Here is a 16,893-nt window from a genome sequence, read left to right on the forward strand (position 1 = left end):
AAATGGCGAATTCGACGCACCCCGGGGAGCAGCCATGGCAGGAGAAAACGAGTTCTTTCGTCCGATCCGGGAGATCGAGCAGCGCCGCGTGGTGAGCTGCAGCGCCGACGACGCGCTGGTCGATATCGTCGGCCGCATGCGCGAGATGAGCATCTCCTGCGTGGTCGTCGTCGACGGCACGCACCCGACGGCGATCCTGACCGACCGCGACCTGCGCAACAAGGTGATCGCCGCTGGGCGCGACCCGGCGGGGCTCCGGGTGCGCGACGTGATGAGCGCGCCGGTGATCACCATCGGCGAGGACGACGTGCTCTACGAGGCGCTCTACCGCATGTCGCGCCACGGCATCCACCGCCTCGTGGTGGTCGACCGCAAGGGCGCACTCGCCGGCATCGTCACCGTCACCGACCTGCTGCGCCTGCAGGCGCACTCGCCCCACCAGCTCGTGCTCGACATCGAGAAGGCCGAATCGATCGACGCCCTGCGCGAGCTGCATCAGCGCATCCAGCAGCTGATCGTGCATCTCGCCGGCACCGGCATCGCAATCCGCGACACGGTGAAGCTGATCGCCAACCTCAACGACCAGGTCCTGATCCGCCTGATCGACCTGCTGCGCCGCGATCGCTACCCCGATCTCACCACCGACTTCGCCTTCGTGGTGATGGGCAGCGAAGGGCGCGGCGAACAGACGCTATCGACCGACCAGGACAACGCGATCATCTACGCCGACGCGGTGCAAGGCGAGGCGCTGGCACGCCTCGAAGCCTTCTCGGACGACCTCATCGACGCCCTGATCTCGATCGGGGTGCCGCCCTGCCCCGGCGGCATCATGGCGCGCAACCCCGCCTGGCGGCGCAGTCTGACGGCCTGGAAGCGCGAGCTCACGCAGTGGCTATCGACGCCGACGCCCGACAACGTGATGACCGGCAGCATGTTCATGGACCTGCGCCCGCTCTACGGTCGGCGGGAGCTCGCCGACACCCTGCGCGAACACGCGCTGCACTACATGAGCCACGAGCAGGGCTTCCTCGTGCGGATGGCGCAGAACATGGTCAACTTCGCCCCGCCGCTGGGCTGGTTCGGCCGCATCAAGGTGGAAAAATCCGGCGAGCGCCGCGGCGAGGTCGACCTCAAGAAGGCCGGCATCTTCGCCATCACCGACGGCATCAAGGCGCTGGCGATGGAGGCGCGCCGGCTCGACGGCAGCACCCACGACCGCATGGAGGCGCTGGTCGAGGCCGGCGTGCTCAAGCCCGAACAGGTCGCCGACCTGCGCGCGGCCTTCGACTTCCTGGTGCGGATGCGCCTGCGCGGCCAGGTCGAGGCCTTGCGCGGCGGGCGCACGCCGGGCAACTACATCGCGCTCGACCAGTTGAACGCGATGCAGCAGGGCGAGCTGCGCCTCGCCCTGGAGGGCGTCGCCAACTTCCAGGCCTTCATCCAGCAGCACTTCAAGCTGCAGCTGCTGCGCAACTGAGCGGAGCGCGGCCGAGCTACCCACGGGAAGCGGACTCAATCCTCGATCAGCTGGCGATGCACCAGCACCGCCGTCGCGCGCGGCCGCACCGTCCGGCCGCGCGCCTCCAGATAGGCGCGCGTGAACGCGGCGCCGAAGAGCAGGATCAACGAGGAGTAATTCACCCACAGCAGCAGCAGCACCAGCGAGCCCGCCGCCCCGTAGGTGGACGCGGTCGCGGTGGTCGACAGGTAGATCGCGATCAGCGCGCGCCCGAGCGCGAACAGCAGCGCGGTGACGAAGGCGCCCGGCAGCACGTCACGCCAGCCCAGCACCACCTCGGGCAGCACGCGGAAGATGGTGGCGAAGAGCAGCGTCACCACCAGCAGCGCGATCGCCCAGTCCAGCCCGATGATCAGCCCCACCGGCACCGGCAGCCAGTCCTGCGCGAAGGCGACGAGCGCGCGCACGAAGATGCTCAGCGACAGCGACACCAGCAGCACGAAGCCGATGCCGAGCACCACCGCGAGCGACAGGAGGCGCGTCTTGAGATGGATGAACACGCCGCTGCGCGTGGGCCGCGGCGCCACTCCCCAGATCGCGTTGAGCGATTCCTGCATCTGGGTGAATACCGTCGTCGCGCCGAACACGATGGCACCGACGCCGGCGATCGTGGGCAGCAGCCCGCTGTGCTGGATGCGGCTGTTGACCACCGCGGTCTGGATCGCAGCCGCCACCTCCGGCCCGATCGCCACCTCGAGCTGCTCGGCGATGCGGCCCTGAGCCGCACTCTCGCCGAGCACCAGGCCCACCAGGCTGACCGCGATGATCACCACCGGCGCCACCGAGAACACGGTGAAGAACGCCAGCGCAGCCGCATGTACGAAGACCTGGGCTTCCAGCCACAGCTTCACGGTGGTCCGGATCACGGCGGACCAGTATTGCAGGATCGACGGTCGGGCTTCGGTCATGGCCGCATGTTAGCGCCATTGCCCTGGAAGCCGCTTCCAGAACGCGCCCCTCAGCTCACTCCCACTCGATTGTCAACAGGACCGTGGAAACCGTTGTATAGGAAGGCTTTCTGGCCTGATGCGGGCGGCTAATACCGACAGCGATACCGACAAATTGCCACGCCTCGCCGAGATCATCTGATAGCACCATATCGGCTCATACTGTCCCATCGTACCGACATCGCTTTCGGGGCCCTCAAGACTGCCCTACTGAAGGGTGGTTAAGCCCCTTCCAACGGGCGGAACCGCGTCGAATGCTGACGGTTAACGGTATCAAAGGCAGCCTTCCCCCCTGCTCTAACCATCGCAGCAGCAGCGTTTTCAGTGGGCCAGACGGTATCAGCCCCGGAAGTCGCCGCGTATTTTTGACGGTATCAGCGACTGAAGGGCCCCGCCCCCTTATCTGATTCCGTCAAGTCAGTGTCACGCGGTGCCATAGAGCACCACGAAAGCCTACCGATGCAGCACTAAAAGGACGCATCGACACCCCCACGCCCAACCGCCTGTCCGAGGGCATCTTCCAATACCGACCCGAATTCCGTTGGCTAGGACGGTCAAGGCGCTCATGTCGTCCCTCCTGGCCAGCGCAGTCTCACCTCGATGCCAAAGCGGCTACAGACGGACAGCACTTTTCCCATCTGAGCGGTCGCCTTCCTTTGCTCAAGGCTGTTGAGGAAATCGGTGATGTTCCGGCCACATCAATGCGTCGTGCCGTTCGAGGCGGCCGGCCTGCCGGCCGAGGAACGGGAAACCGACCACTACGTGCGGATTAAGGAAGGTGCGAAAGGGGGACGGCTGCGTTTCGTGCCCTTGGACACGCCGCAGCGCACTGCGGCACTGGCCTTCGCGCAGGCAGAGGCCGGGAGCGAGGACGCCCACCTGGGTAATCCCCTGCACAGCCTGAAGCGCAACCTGCGAAGATTCGACTACGTCATGGCGCGGTTTGGCGTCACGGCGCATGGCTTGGGCGCCACGGCGCACGGCCTGCGTCACGAGGCGCTGATCGACCGCTACATCAGCAAGGCCGGCGAGGCTCCGCCGGTGCGGGGAGGAGGCCCGGTTCCGCCCGAAGTGGACGCCACTGCGACGCTCGCAGCAGCGCAGCCCGCAGGCCATAACCGCGTTCGCGCCGCTGGCGCGTATTTGGGTTCGTCAGCAGGACCGCGAGACGTCGCCGTCCCCCCACGGAAAAGCTCAGAAAGACGTCTGACTGTTATCCGGGAGGGGGGCCAACCAGCCAAGGAAATTTCAGAATGCCCCTACCCGCCCCCTATACTGGCCTGTCTCATCTGGATATCCACCATGAACGACGCCGCACCGACCTTCAACCTGCGCTTTCGTCACTTCCGCGATTCGACCTCCCTGCTTTGGTTCGGTGTCGGATTGGGAATCGGCCTGCTCGGCTGGAGATGGGGCACGTCGCTACTCGCCGTATGGGCGTTCAAGCTCACGGCAGGCCTCGGTTGGTCTCTGATCGTCCTGCTGCTGGCCGCAAGCATCGTGGCCCTGCTCGCGCTGCACGCTAAAGGCCGCGTGGCCCATCTCGCCTATGGCGACTTCCTGGACACCTTACGTTGGGGACTTCCAGGCGCGTTGCGTGCCGTATCGGTACTGTCCGGCGTGGTCGTCGTGGCGACAGTTTGCTGGCAGACAACCGGAAGCGGCAACGCACTTCAAACCGCGTTGGGGGGTGTGCAATTGGCAGTGTTCCTACTCTGGTGCTGGGGCGGCCTGATTGTCATCGCCGACCATCTCGCCAAACGCCGTTCTCAGCATGCCGGGGACCGCTAGCGCAGACACCCCGGTTACGTCGTCGCTTCCCGTTCATCCGCCCAGACGACGTAACCAAAGTGCGCCCAGGTCTTCGGATCGCCCTCGATGGAACCGGCATGCTCCGAGTCGAGATTGACCACGACCCGATGCTGGTCGAGCCTCTCCTTGGAGAAGAGTTCGTAGAGCAACTGCGCGGCGAAACGTACCGCCACGTCGTTGACGAATAGCCCGCGCGAGGCGAGCGACACGCGGACCGAACACGATGGCTGATTGTCGTCGGGGACGCTGGCGTCCAGCAATTCGGTGAACAGTTCGGTGACGCAGGGCAGGCGCAGGCTTCCCTGGGGTCTCGCCGAGCCCAGCCCTTGCCCCAACACCGCGCCCGGCACCGAGTATCGGTCGGGCTGGTGATCTTCTTCGCAGTGTCTGGGAAAATCTTGACCACTGGCCCTTGCCAGTTCGAGAGGGACTGGCAAGGGCTTGAGCCGCTGAAACTCGGCGTGCAAAATCTACACAGTATGACAAAGTACGAGGAATGCAATGGAAACGCCTACGCTCGCCCCCCAGTTGCCATTGACGTTGCGGGCAGCGATGTCGAACGAATCACGCAGTGCGGCCGCAGACGACAGCCTCACCTGCCTTGAGCAGACCGCAACCGTCCTCGACAGAGACGCAGGTTCCGCTTCCCTCGTTCGTAAGTCGAGGACGACGGCCGTCCAACGTGAAACGACGGACGATACCTGATGCATCGACTTGGACGTTCAAGATCTCGTAACAAGGGAGAAAGAGATGACTGCAGCAACGCCATTACTCATGCATATCGGCATGCCTGAAGTTCGAAGTGACGCGTGCCGTGAGCCGGACATCACTGCGGACGAACGCCTGCCGTGCATCGTCGAAGTGAAAGACGGCGCGGTGGCACACCGTGAGACACGCCTGACCGAGGTGAAGCGGGAGACGACCGATGACAACTGATGCTTGGACCACCCGCTCGACGCCGTTCTTGCTGCGGTTCTCCGAGCCCATCCCGGCGCAAGAGCCGGTAAGGGTGAAGTACGATCCCGTGCGCCAAGTCTCACTGGTTGACGTGGCTGGCCGGTGGGTCGACGCCACGTCGACCACGGCCCATCACGCTGGCACGCGAGTCACGCGGGTGGAAGCCGAGACCACGGATGACGCCTGACCGCCAAGTGCTCATCGTCAGCACGATCGCGGACGTTGCAACCGACTACGTCGTCCATGGTCTGGCGCGGCGCGGGGTTGCGCATCACCGCATCAACACGGAGGACTTACCGTTCTCGCGGACCTTGACGCTGTCCTTGGGCGGTAGAGGCGCATCGTCCCTTGCCTTTGACGATCACGAAATTGCGCAACCTTCGGCTGTCTGGTATCGGCGTGTCCGTTCGCCATCGCGGCCGTCTGAAATGCAGGAAGGTGTTTACGAATTTTGCCTGCAGGAAAACCGTGCAGCACTGCTGGGTAGCATTGCAAGCCGCCAGACTACCTGGATGAGCCATCCGGCCGACGTTTGGCGCGCCGAATTGAAACCGTATCAGTTGGCTCTCGCGGAGCAAGTAGGGCTGCGCGTACCGAAGTCGCTTGTCACCAATGCCCCAGACGCCATACGGAACGCCTTTCACACGTTCGGCCCGATGATCGTGAAACCGTGTCGTAGCGGCTACGCCGTTGTAGACGGCGAAGAACGCTCAATCTACACGTCTCGCCTATTGGCTGAACACCTGGAGTTCGTGGAAGAGGCGCGCTTGAGTCCCGCCATCTACCAAGAGCAGATCCCCAAACGCTACGACATCCGCGCAACCGTCGTCGGAACCGAGATCTTCGCAGCCGCCATCGACTCTCAAAGTGACCCCGCCGCAGCCGTCGATTGGCGACATACTGCCAACCCGAACCTTCCGCATTTGCCAATCGAATTACCTTCCAAAGTGCGCGAAGGTGTTCTGGCGCTGATGCAAGCGCTCGGCTTGACGTTCGGAGCCGTCGACCTGGTCGAGACTCCCGATCATGACTTCGTATTCCTTGAAGTAAACCCGAACGGGCAGTGGCTCTGGATAGAGGACCAGCTTCAACTCGGAATCACTGACGCCATCGTCGCTTGGCTGGCCAGCAAATGACGGCCAGGTTCATCGACACCGCGGTAGACCTCATATGGCCATCACTCGACGGAGACGCAAACGAACACGCGGCTCAAGAGCGCGAGCGGCTTGATACGGAAATGCAGGCCATCAAGCAGGCCGTCACCAAGCTTCGCCCCAATGAAGACGAACTGAAGGGCTATCTGGCGGCCAGCGAAAAGCTCCTGGAGACGGAGAATTCGCGAAAAGGGGGCATCGAGTCGCGGCTTCTTAACGCTGCCGGCTTGGTTTCCATCGCTGGCACGGTCGTTCTGGGTGCCCTGTTTTCGCTGGCCAGCGAGAAACTGACGCTGAGCGCGCCTTGGGCGAGAATCACCCTGACTCTCGGATGCCTCTATCTCGCCGTTCAGTTGGTTGCAGCACTCCATGCTGCCATCAAGGGCCTGCAGGCCAGGGGATACGTCGAAGACCTACCTCACGAACTGCTGCCCCGGGATGGCCTCAAGCGCACCGCTTACCTCCGCGAACGTGTTGAGCGACTGCTGGGCCGAGTCGCGGAGCACCGCGGCATCAACAACGGGAAGCTGGACCAGCTCAACATCGCACACTGCGCAATGCGCAATTTCCTGTGGGGTCTGTTCGGCGTGGCGGTTACCGCGAGCGTCGTTTCGCTGGTGTGGCCGCCATCTCCTCCTGCAGCGACGTGCCCAAACGGCAATCCGTGCGGGCCAAACACCCAACAGCTGCCGTCCATACCCTCTCCCGGCAGTCAACACCCGCCAGGGAATGAATACGGCATAACCGGCCGAGACGTGAGCCTGCCCGTCATCCTGATATCCGCTGGAACTTGCATCACGACACTGGGGATCGCATTGTTCGCGGCTGGCGGCACAAGCACTCGACGGATCGTGGGCATCACCATGACCCTCGGTGGGCTCGGAATGAGCGTGTTGGCCGGTACCAAGCTTGACAATGCGATCTTCAAGATTGACAAGCTGATCGGCGAACTGCAGTTCGAATTGTCCCTGGCCCCCCCGCTCCGACCGCAACCGGCTTATTACATCAGGCGCCTGGTGACCGTGGGCCCCTTCCCCGACGGAGATCACTCGCTGGCAGAAGAGCAGGTCGCCCAGTGCGTTTCGTCCGCACTCGACCAATACAACGGGATGCGCATCAGCGGTTGGGAGATCGTCGGCCGAGTCGACAAGCGGCAACTGACGACGGCGCGAGCGGCGATCTATGGCTCCAACCAAGCCCTAGCCATGTCGCGGGCCACCTGGGTAGCCCGGCAGTTTCTTGCTGCGCGGCCATCCTTTGACTTAGCACACGCGGTCATCACGGTGGGGGGCGCTCGCGGTATCGGCGCGTCGGTCGCAACGAACGACCTGCAATCCGACAGGGCCGTCGATGTCTTCGCCCTGGTCAATGCCGGCACGAACACGAACGGTACCGTCGACCTGCCCGATCCTGTTGTCTGCTCCCCTCCTACCGCCCCAAGGTAGGCACCCATTGCACCGGGGCAATGCCCGCGTCAAGGCAATCGGCCAATCGGCTTCCCGTGAAGCCACCACGCCATCCCGCTGACGAGCTCAAAGAACAACAGGTGTCGGCGCCGTAGCGCGACGCCCGCACCAAAATGCGGTATGAATTGCGACAATCCGTATCAAGCTATCCATAGATCGACTAAGAGGGAGCATCGTCAATGCATGTCGAGCGCGTCACGATCACCGGCTTCCGCTGCTTCGGCCCCACCCCGGCGACTATCCTGTTCAGCCAAGGGCTCACCGCGATCGTAGGACCCAATGCTTCTGGCAAGACCGCGGTGCTGCAGGCACTCATGCGGCTCTTTGGGGTCACCCGGGCGCAACGCACGATCGTCCCCTCCGATTTCCATGTCGCGACGACGGAGGCCGAGCGCCCCAAGTCGCGGACGCTGACGATCGACGTGCGCTTGAGTCTGCCGGAACTGGTGGAGGGCAGCGCGACCGCCGCGACGGTCGCGCCCGTGTTCCGCCATGTGCGCATTGAGCGTCCCGGCGGCACCCCGCTGTGCCGCCTGCGGCTGCGTGCGCGCTGGGATGATGACGGCACGGCCGAGGGCGCCGTCAGCCAGGACCTGAACTGGATCAATACGGTTGACGACGTCGTTCGCGACGATCAGGCATCGCCGGTGGCGCCAGGCGACCGCGGACTGATCCAACTGTTCTACACGCCCGCCAGCAGGGACGCCGCCACGCAGATCCGGGCCACGACGGGAGCCCTGGCCGCTCGTCTGCTCAAGGCCATCGAGTGGTCGGAGGACACGGAAAAGGCGGTCAACACGGCCAGCGAGCAGCTGATGACCGCGTTCGGCAGCGAAAAAGCCATCCAGGCCATCAGCGAATCCCTGTCCAAGCGCTGGGGGAAGCTGCACGACGGCGACATCGACTGCGAACCCGAACTCAGCCTGATGAGCCGGCGCTTCGAGGAGGTCGTCGCGCGTATCGGCGTGATGTTCAAGCGGGGGCCGGCCGGCGAGGACCGGGGACTCGAGGCGCTGAGCGATGGACAGCAGTCCCTTTTCTACTTCGCACTCGCGGCCGCTGTCTTCGACGTGGAACGCGCGGCGGTGGCAGGCCAAATCAAAGGGTTCCGCGCCGAGGAGCTCAGCGTGCCCGCCCTCACCCTGTTCGCGGTCGAGGAGCCTGAGAACCACCTGGTGCCCTACTACCTCTCGCGCATCCTGCAGCAGATCCGCACCCTCGTGGAGACGGGTGCCGGCCAGGCCTTTGTGTCCAGCCATTCGCCGTCGGTCCTGGGGCGCGTCCCGCCCGACGACGTGCGCTACTGCCGGCGCGACATGGCGACCGGCGTGTCGACGGTGCTGCCCATCCCCATGCCGGCGGGCGACGTCGAGGCCATCAAGTTCGTGCGCAACGCCTTCCTGGCCTTCCCCGAGTTGTACTTCGCGCGGTTCGTGCTGCTGGTCGAAGGCGATTCGGAGCGCATCGTGCTACCGCGCCTCGCCGAGGCGCTGGGCCTGCTCGTCGATCCATCGTTCGTCGCGATCGTGCCGCTCGGTGGCCGCCACGTGAACCACTTCTGGCGCCTGCTCCACGGCCTGGGTATTTCCTACGCCACCCTGCTCGATCTCGACCTGGGTCGCGACGGTGGAGGCTTCGGCCGGGTCAAGAATGCCCTGCAGCAACTGCTGACGCTCGGGGTTCCGCGTGAGCAGATCCTTGCGCTCTCGGACGGCACCTACGTCAGCGATGAAAGCCTGGCCAAGATGGAGACCTGGGACACAGCCCATCTCGAGGGCTGGCTTAGCTACCTGGAAAACTCGTCTGCGGTCTTCTTCTCCTACCCGTTGGACCTCGACCTGGCGATGCTGGCCGCCTTCCCGGCCGCCTACGCGGCCACGATCGACGGCACCGGGCCTCGCATGACCAACGAAGACGCCGCCGAGGTGGTGCTGGGAACTGCAGGACCGGGGCTGGCCAGCTACACCGGCAACGCACTGGCGTTCCGCGACCATATGGCTGCGTATCGGTACCATTTTCTGACGCACAGCAAACCCGCCACGCACCTGCGCGCGCTGACGCATGTCGACCTGCCCGCTTTGAAGGCCGGCATGCCGGCGCCGCTCGAGCGCGTTCTGCGGCACATCGCTGCCCAGTTGTCGGGGCTGTGACCATGTCGTTGCCGCCGAGACGCGTCCCGCCCGGCGACTGGCAGCCGGTCGGCGTGGACAGCCTGGAACCCAATGCACTGACCGTGGTGAGGTCCGGCGAACACTGCTCGGTGCTCGCCGGGCCCGGCGCCGGCAAGACGGAACTGCTCGCGCAGCGCGCCGCGTTCCTGCTGCAGACAGGCGCATCCCCCGCTCCGCAGCGCATCCTGGCCATCAGCTTCAAACGAGATGCCGCACGAAATCTTGCGCGACGCGTGCGCCAGCGTTGTCACCCCGACCACGCCAGCCGCTTCGACTCGCTGACCTTCGATGCATTCGCGAAGGGTCTCGTGGATCGGTTTGGACAGGCGCTGCCGGACCGTTGGCGGCCGACGGCCGACTACGGCATCCTGTTCCCCAAGCGGGCCCACTGGGCTGACTTCCTACGGCGCGCAGGTCTCGCCCAGGACAACCTGTTTGGGCAGGCCGCGGTGCAGGGGCTCTCAGTCAACTACTTCGAGCGCCGCCATGTGCTTGATGAGCGCTTGCCCGAGGCCGGCTGGCCGCCGGTAACTGCGGGCCGCTGGGCCGGACAGCGGTTTTGGGACGAGCAGTTGCGCGGCATCGCGCGCAGCTACCTCACCTTCCCCATGATCAGCCGACTGGCTGAACTGCTGATCCGCGTCAACGCCTCCGTGCGCAACGCCTTGGCGCTGACCTACTCGCACGTGTTCATGGACGAGTTCCAGGACACGACGCAGGCTCAGTTCGACCTCGTCCAGGCGATCTTCCTGGGCACGCCGACGATCATGACGGCCGTGGGCGACAACAAGCAGCAGATCATGCGCTTCGCACTCGCGATGGACGATCCGTTCGGCGCCTTCGAACAGTCTTTCGGCGCGCAGCGAATCCCGCTGCTCAGCAACTACCGCTCCTCGCCCGAACTCGTCCGCATTCAGCACGTGCTGGCGCAAGCGCTCGACACGGCCGCGGTGCACCCGCAGTCAAAAGCCCCGGCCAGCATCCACGACGCCTGCTGTGCCATCTGGGACTTCTCCACCGTGAACGCTGAAGCCCTGACCCTGGCCCAGTATGTTGCGTCACAGATGCGCGAGCACAACCTGCGGCCCAACGACTTCGTGCTGCTGGTGCGGCAGAAGGCGGAAGACTATGCGCAGGTCCTGACACCCGCTTTCGTGACCGCAGGGATCCCGCTGCGCAACGAAGCCGCCTATGTCGGTTCCCAGATGCTGCAGGAGCTGCTTACCGAGCCGCTGTCGGAATTGGTGCTGCTGATCCTTCGCCTCGCCTGCGCCGCCCGGAGCGGGTCGACCTGGAGCGAAGCGCAGCATGTGCTGGCAGACCTGCACGGCATTGCGCCGACCGACGACCGCGCTCGCCGCGCCTTGGCCCAAGATCTGGATGCCTTTGCACGCCAGTTCAGCAAGCAGCATCCCCGACCTCCCGATACGGAGGCGGCTGCCCGCTCAATCGTCCAGGACGTGATCGCTTTCTTAGGCCGCAATGCCCTCATCGCGGCCTACACTCCCTACGGGCAAGGGGGCTGGTTAGAGGAGGTCGAGAACAGCCTGGCGTTGCACCTGCAGTCGAGCGCCGCCCAGGCGCCCGACTGGCATGCGGCACTTGAGGCCTACGAGGGGACGAAGGCACTTCCGCTCATGACGCTGCACAAGAGCAAGGGGCTGGAGTACCACACCGTGATCTTCGTAGGCCTCGACGACTCGGCTTGGTGGAGCTACGCTCAGGACACCGCCGACGCCACTGCAGGCTTCTTCGTGGCGTTCACGCGAGCAAAGCAGCGGGTGATCTTTACCTATACGCCGGAGCGCGGGGCACGAACCAACATTGCGCCGCTATATGGCCTTCTGGCTGCGGCTGGCGTGCAAACAACCTCGATAGCTTAGAGCGAGGCCTCATTGCCACCGTCTTTCCTGAATTCACCGCCCGCGGCACTCAGGAGCGCGCGGACGGGCGGCATCGAGGAGCTAAGCGCCGGGTTGGTACGGCCCGCAGCGCAGCGAGGACACCCGATCTCACTGCACTACCCTGGCGTCCGGCCACTAAGAATTCGCACTCAATATGGCGGAGACCACATATGGAGAGTTCATGTCGAGCTCCCTCAAACACCGGGATGGTCGCATTGCGCTCGAAACATGCACGTCAGGCACGCCTTCTGAGAGTATGACGAGCGCGGCAAGACCCGGCCTGCAAAAATGTCTTCCCGCCTCTTGACCAAGGCAACCACCTGCTCGTCGGTCATCAACTGGACACGATGCGCGATCGGCAAGGCTCGCCCCGTCGGCGCTTTCACCATTACATACGCGTAGGGCGCTACGGCCTGGTGCGTCTGACCCATTACCGCCACCCTCTGCGCCGACAACTGGATCACGTCCGACAGGCAGGGCTGGTTGATCCAGCGCGTTTTGAGCTCCACCAGCACGAGCAGACCGGAAGGCAGGCGGTATGCCCGATCAATCTTCGCCACCACTCCAACAGGCCTGAGGGCCCGGAACAGTCTCTCCATATAGACCAACTCGGCATCTTGCAACGCTGCCGGTCGTGAGGCTCGCTCAGCCAATGCAGGATCGGTTGAAACCGACCGCCGCCACGCTATGACCAGCGCGAGGCATACGACGACAAGACCGCCAAGGACGCCCCATCCTACCGCCGACATTGCCCGCCTCCGCGCAAACCTGGCCACCATCGAAGGCACGCCGCCATCGCACCCAAGACCACGCGTACCGGAGCCTGCAAGGCAGGCCATCGGCGCAGGCATTTGCAGATGCTAGGCGCCACTCGGTAGTAGAACCAGATTACGCGACGCCCCCAAGCGTTCGAGCGTAGCGCAACGTCCCGAAACCCGCGCAGCACCAGAGTCTGCCAGCCCTCGCCGAACACGCAGGTGGCGATGAAGCAGCGCCCCTTCCGGGCGGCCGGTGCGGACGCCGCCAGGCCTTCCCGATAGAAGCGCTCATGCTCGACCATCCCGCGCTCCCGGGCGCGCTGCTGCCGAGCGGTGCGGCGGCTGCCATGCCGATGTTCGAACATGACCAGCCGTTCGCAGCGGCCCATCTGGGCCAGTTCCGAAGCACTGACCATCCGATTGTTCGCCGAATGGCGCGATCGCTTTCCCATGGCCGCCTCACCCGTCGATCGCTGGCGCGAAGATGTCGTTGGTGACATCGCTACTGCCCTCCTCTGCGCCACCTGCGGAAGGCTGAAAGGACAAGCCCAACCCCATCCCGGCGAACACACCGCTCTGGGCCAGCAAGCCGTCGTAGGCCAGCACGCGCAGACGGTTGACCCGCTTGGTGCCCTTGTGGAACCGGATCAGGTCGTCGTACAGGCGCGGATGGTCGGCCCGCGCCAGTTCGAAGACGAGACGAATCGGCCTGAAGTCCTTCCCGGTATCGGTACTCATTCGATTTCTCCGGAATCGTCCTGGCCCCGCTCCTTCCCGTTGGCGGCCATCACACTGCGCGCGTGGTTCTGCCCCGCCAGTTGAAAGCCCCGCACATTGGCGAACATCGGTTCCTTCACTTCATGGATACGGTGCTTCGGGAACGCCGCCTTCACCGCTTTCCGGAACAGGAAGGCCCCGCCGCCGACCAGGATGATGTTCTGCAGGCTGTGGGGCGCCTCGATCCACTGCTTCATGGTCGAGACCGCCTGCTCGGCGACCGTTTCGGCCAGGGGCAGCAGACGCTTCATGTCGTAGGGCTTCTGGAAGATCACCGGCTGCTTGCCCGTCCGGAGTGCGAGGTCGATGGCGTCGTAGTCCCGGTAGGGCGAGCCGATATCCTTGCTAATCTCGGCCGCCAGCAGGCGCAGCACATCGGACATACCGCGGTTGAACGAGTAGCTCTGCTTCTGCACGAGCCGCATGCCCCTGGTCACTAGCCAGTCGAAGGTGCGCGAGCCCGGATCGATGATCAGACTCTGCTCGTTGCCGATGACCGCCATCTTCTGGTGCTCGGAGGCGTAATGCACCAGCGCCCCCTGCGGCTGGGCCACGACCAGGGCCTTGCCCACCGTCACCGCCTTGCCGCCGCCGATGTCGTGGCGACCGGTCATGGCCTTCTCCAGTGCCACCTTCTTGACGGCGAAGAGCGCCACCGGCAAGCCGACCACCAGCAAGTCGATGCGGCTCAGCTTCATCATGGAGAGCGCCCCCCGCAGCAGCGCCATGTACTCGGGCGTCTCGGTGTACTCGTCGTGCAACTGCTTGGCACGGAAGGTGTCGGCGGCGAGGATCACGTCCGGCCCGACCTCGTAGAACAGCGGGCCGATGGGGATGCACACCGTCTTCTTGCGCTCGCTCGCCGGCCACGACGGCGTGTCGTCGCTCGACGGATAGGCCACCGACGGGAAGCTGGCGCAGCGGATGTCGGTACCGGCTGCGGCCGTGACGAACTTGGTGTTGCCCGATCCGACATCCACCGCTCTGACGATCAATTCCATGGCAAGGCTCCGAGGTAGGGTTGAGGTCGATCAGCATCGACACGGCGACCTGATCCCGCCACACGGAATCCCCACTCAATGAGCCCGATTTCGGCATCGGGTCCGGCCCGCTGTCAGCGAACCGGCGATGCACAGACGTTTCGCTGACACCTGAAAGCGTCATCGCCCGGCGGGGCTGCGTGTGTGTCACTACGCTCTCATTCAAACTGCGGATATCAACCCCATGTGCCGGACTGGCTGGGGGTGCCCGCCAGCGCTGGACAGGTCCCGGTCGGCCCCAGAGGCCAAAGATTTGCTCGTCAAGGGCAGGCTGCGCCCGGTTGTCGTCTTCGCCCGAAAAATAAGCGACCCTCAGACCCCGATTTCAAGTGCCACCTGCAAGCCCACGGAATTCGATGGGCTTGCGGCCGTCGGTCGTTGACGCCATCGAGGGGGAGGAGTCAACTGTGGGCTCCCGTGGCCTCCTGGCCAGCTCCATCGCGGAGCAAAAGGCGTTGCGGTCGTTACCCGCCCTTCAAACGCCCCGACCTGTCGAGTCGGGGTGGGTGTGGCCTTCAAGGCCTCGCCCCCGAGAACTTTCATTTCGTAGTGCCTGCACCGGCTTGCCAGCAGTTGTCCGCTGGGCGTTCCTTCGAGGACGCGCCGATGCCTTGAGCAAACGGTCCGGACGGCACCCGATGCCGCCCCGCTGTTCCCGTCATCCTTCGAGCCTGCGCATCCTGCGCCGCACACGGCCGTGCCTGCCCGTGATGGGCTCCCCGTGTGTCTTCGCTCGTCAACCTGGCACCGCCCTGGACTTTCGGTCAGGGGCGGACCCATGCAGGTGGATGACGTTACGAATCGAGGACTAATCCACCACTTGCACCCGGCTCGACCGGCGTGCCGATGCCGTGCCCTGCCCCAGAGGCATGGCGGCATCCCCAAGCCCGCGAGCGCAGAAATGCGTGAGTGGGACGGATCACCGTTTCATTTTTAAGACCGACCGAGCCGATGCCTGCGCTTGCAAGCAGCCCATCGGCAAATCCCTGGGTAGGTGCAGCGCTGTCCGTGGTCAGGCGCTGCACTGAACGGCTGCAACCACGGGCGGGCCAGACGCCGGAATCCGTCTCGCCCGCCATGCCGGGATTCCATCCATTGTTGTGCTATGCGCCGCCGGGACGGCCGCACGGCGTTCATTCGAAGGAAAGCCATGTCCACTGCCAATCCCACCGCATCCACCCGTCGCCGCGTCCAAGGCACTGCCGGGCTGGGCCGTGCCGCCCCGCTGCAGCCCACGCGCGATCAGGCCCAGGCCAATCTGCCGCCTGCGGCCATCCTCGCCCGCTACAAGCCTGGCAAGGCCGACCCCATGAAGGTGCTCGAGGTGCTGCTCGGACTCTTCAACAGCCTGCACACCTCGCTCGACAAGACGGTCTCGCACAAGACCCGGCAGGAGCGCGCCGACTTCCTGCGCCGCTTTTTCCGCGACCTCAAAACGAAGGCCGGCTTCAAGACCCTGCCCGACCCACGCAACCTCGGCGAACGGCACATCCGGGCGATGGTGAAGATCTGGCAGGCGGAGAAGCTCGCGCCGGCCACCATCCAGACCTACCTGAGCTTCCTGCGCGGCCTGGCGATGTGGCTGGGCAAGCCCGGCTTCATCCGCAAACCGGCCGATTACGGGCTGAGTACCGAGGAATACCAGCGGCACGAGTATGCGCAGCGCGACAAGAGCTGGTCGGGCCAGGGTGTCGATATCGACGCGCTGATCGAGCAGGTCTGCGCCTACGACCGCCATGTCGGCGCCTCGCTGCGGCTGATCCACGCCTTCGGGTTGCGGCGCAAGGAATCGGTGATGATCCGGCCGCACCGTTGTGTCGTGCCCTTTGAGGCCACCGGCCTGTCGCCTGACGAACGGCGGGCGGACCAGTACGTGCGGATCAAGGAGGGTAGCAAGGGGGGACGGCTACGGTTTGTGGCGCTGGACAGTGCAGCCGGCATGGCCGCCCTCGACTACGCCCGTGCCGTGGCGGAAGGTGACGACGCGCACCTGGGCGATCCTCGGCATGACTTGAAGCGCAATCTGCGCCGTTTCGACTATGTGATGGAAAAATTCGGCATCACGTCGAGCGAGCGCGGGATCACCGCCCATGGGCTGCGCCACGAAGCGTTGATCCGGCGCTTTGGCGATGAAACCGGTGGCGAGGCGCCGCCGGTGCGCGGCGGAGGCCCCCTTCCCCCCGACCTGGACCAAGCTGCGCGTCAGGCCGTCGCCGAAATGGCTGGCCACGGGAGGATCAGGGCGTCTGGCGCGTACTTGGGAGCCAGGCCATCGCGTCACACACCCGCGACGACGGACGAGGGCCTTGCGGCCGCCTCCCCTCAGGAAGCTACCGATGCGCTGCCCAGCACGGCTTAGTAACTACACCCGCTGCGGCCCAGGGTCAT

General features: G+C 64.8%; 14 protein-coding genes. 8 read left to right on the forward strand and 6 right to left on the reverse strand.

What is annotated here, in order from left to right:
• The first annotated feature begins 34 nt into the window (after positions 1-34).
• Entirely contained in the window at positions 35-1,477 is a 1,443-nt protein-coding gene (locus tag PO78_RS18350) for a putative nucleotidyltransferase substrate binding domain-containing protein (protein ID WP_043745795.1), read from the forward strand.
• Positions 1,478-1,512: 35 nt separating this feature from the next.
• Here the strand turns inward: PO78_RS18350 and PO78_RS18355 are convergent, their stop codons facing one another.
• Entirely contained in the window at positions 1,513-2,427 is a 915-nt protein-coding gene (locus PO78_RS18355) for a YihY/virulence factor BrkB family protein (protein ID WP_043745798.1), read from the reverse strand.
• Between the two features lie 723 nt (positions 2,428-3,150).
• Between PO78_RS18355 and PO78_RS23470 the strand changes: the two genes are divergently transcribed.
• Positions 3,151-4,257: a hypothetical protein gene (locus PO78_RS23470; protein WP_231570757.1), complete on the forward strand. Its 1,107-nt coding sequence runs from the start codon at positions 3,151-3,153 to the stop codon at positions 4,255-4,257.
• Between the two features lie 14 nt (positions 4,258-4,271).
• Here PO78_RS23470 and PO78_RS18365 read toward each other — a convergent pair whose 3' ends face one another.
• Positions 4,272-4,628 (reverse strand): hypothetical protein, encoded by a 357-nt coding sequence (locus tag PO78_RS18365; RefSeq protein WP_231570758.1) that lies wholly within the window; start codon positions 4,626-4,628, stop codon positions 4,272-4,274.
• Between the two features lie 400 nt (positions 4,629-5,028).
• Here PO78_RS18365 and PO78_RS22990 point away from each other — a divergent pair, with 400 nt between their 5' ends.
• The 5 genes from PO78_RS22990 (at position 5,029) to PO78_RS18390 (ending at position 11,909) form a co-directional block, all read left to right on the forward strand.
• A complete protein-coding gene (locus PO78_RS22990; RefSeq protein ID WP_156147848.1) occupies positions 5,029-5,214 on the forward strand; it encodes a hypothetical protein in 186 nt (61 codons plus the stop codon).
• A gap of 197 nt (positions 5,215-5,411) precedes the next feature.
• Positions 5,412-6,371, forward strand: coding sequence for an MvdC/MvdD family ATP grasp protein (locus tag PO78_RS18375; RefSeq protein ID WP_043745804.1), 960 nt, complete (start codon positions 5,412-5,414; stop codon positions 6,369-6,371).
• Entirely contained in the window at positions 6,368-7,834 is a 1,467-nt protein-coding gene (locus PO78_RS18380; RefSeq protein WP_043745807.1) for a hypothetical protein, read from the forward strand. Before PO78_RS18375 ends, PO78_RS18380 begins: the two co-directional genes overlap by 4 nt.
• Before the next feature lie 200 nt (positions 7,835-8,034).
• Complete coding sequence (locus PO78_RS18385) at positions 8,035-10,005, forward strand: ATP-dependent nuclease (protein ID WP_043745810.1); 1,971 nt, start codon at positions 8,035-8,037, stop codon at positions 10,003-10,005.
• 53 nt (positions 10,006-10,058) lie between these two features.
• Positions 10,059-11,909 carry a UvrD-helicase domain-containing protein gene (locus PO78_RS18390; protein WP_231570759.1) on the forward strand — a complete coding sequence of 617 codons (1,851 nt, stop codon included), beginning with the start codon at positions 10,059-10,061 and terminating at the stop codon, positions 11,907-11,909.
• 215 nt (positions 11,910-12,124) lie between these two features.
• On the opposite strand, the gene PO78_RS18395 is transcribed toward PO78_RS18390, so the two are convergent.
• The 4 genes from PO78_RS18395 to PO78_RS18405 form a co-directional block, all read right to left on the reverse strand.
• Positions 12,125-12,529, reverse strand: coding sequence for a hypothetical protein (locus tag PO78_RS18395; RefSeq protein WP_052484455.1), 405 nt, complete (start codon positions 12,527-12,529; stop codon positions 12,125-12,127).
• Between the two features lie 137 nt (positions 12,530-12,666).
• On the reverse strand, positions 12,667-13,188 hold the full coding sequence (locus PO78_RS23650; RefSeq protein WP_443080479.1) for a CFI-box-CTERM domain-containing protein: 522 nt from the start codon (positions 13,186-13,188) through the stop codon (positions 12,667-12,669).
• Positions 13,148-13,426: a hypothetical protein gene (locus tag PO78_RS18400; protein WP_043745818.1), complete on the reverse strand. Its 279-nt coding sequence runs from the start codon at positions 13,424-13,426 to the stop codon at positions 13,148-13,150. Before PO78_RS18400 ends, PO78_RS23650 begins: the two co-directional genes overlap by 41 nt.
• Positions 13,423-14,466, reverse strand: a complete 1,044-nt coding sequence (locus PO78_RS18405; RefSeq protein ID WP_043745821.1) for a PRTRC system protein D — start codon at positions 14,464-14,466, stop codon at positions 13,423-13,425. Before PO78_RS18405 ends, PO78_RS18400 begins: the two co-directional genes overlap by 4 nt.
• Positions 14,467-15,655: 1,189 nt before the next feature.
• Between PO78_RS18405 and PO78_RS18410 the strand changes: the two genes are divergently transcribed.
• Complete coding sequence (locus tag PO78_RS18410; protein WP_082047888.1) at positions 15,656-16,864, forward strand: integrase domain-containing protein; 1,209 nt, start codon at positions 15,656-15,658, stop codon at positions 16,862-16,864.
• Positions 16,865-16,893 lie beyond the last annotated feature (29 nt).

Origin of the sequence: Thauera sp. SWB20, from assembly GCF_000831325.1 — a bacterium.
GTDB lineage: Bacteria > Pseudomonadota > Gammaproteobacteria > Burkholderiales > Rhodocyclaceae > Thauera > Thauera aminoaromatica.

Bases quoted from the DNA above. Each gene is read 5' to 3' on its own strand.
- PO78_RS18350 (WP_043745795.1), top strand. From the start codon at position 35: ATGGCAGGAGAAAACGAGTTCTTTCGTCCGATCCGGGAGATCGAGCAG.
- PO78_RS18355 (WP_043745798.1), bottom strand. From the start codon at position 2,427: ATGACCGAAGCCCGACCGTCGATCCTGCAATACTGGTCCGCCGTGATC.
- PO78_RS23470 (WP_231570757.1), top strand. From the start codon at position 3,151: ATGTTCCGGCCACATCAATGCGTCGTGCCGTTCGAGGCGGCCGGCCTG.
- PO78_RS22990 (WP_156147848.1), top strand. From the start codon at position 5,029: ATGACTGCAGCAACGCCATTACTCATGCATATCGGCATGCCTGAAGTT.
- PO78_RS18375 (WP_043745804.1), top strand. From the start codon at position 5,412: ATGACGCCTGACCGCCAAGTGCTCATCGTCAGCACGATCGCGGACGTT.
- PO78_RS18380 (WP_043745807.1), top strand. From the start codon at position 6,368: ATGACGGCCAGGTTCATCGACACCGCGGTAGACCTCATATGGCCATCA.
- PO78_RS18385 (WP_043745810.1), top strand. From the start codon at position 8,035: ATGCATGTCGAGCGCGTCACGATCACCGGCTTCCGCTGCTTCGGCCCC.
- PO78_RS18395 (WP_052484455.1), bottom strand. From the start codon at position 12,529: ATGGAGAGACTGTTCCGGGCCCTCAGGCCTGTTGGAGTGGTGGCGAAG.
- PO78_RS23650 (WP_443080479.1), bottom strand. From the start codon at position 13,188: ATGTCACCAACGACATCTTCGCGCCAGCGATCGACGGGTGAGGCGGCC.
- PO78_RS18400 (WP_043745818.1), bottom strand. From the start codon at position 13,426: ATGAGTACCGATACCGGGAAGGACTTCAGGCCGATTCGTCTCGTCTTC.
- PO78_RS18405 (WP_043745821.1), bottom strand. From the start codon at position 14,466: ATGGAATTGATCGTCAGAGCGGTGGATGTCGGATCGGGCAACACCAAG.
- PO78_RS18410 (WP_082047888.1), top strand. From the start codon at position 15,656: ATGTCCACTGCCAATCCCACCGCATCCACCCGTCGCCGCGTCCAAGGC.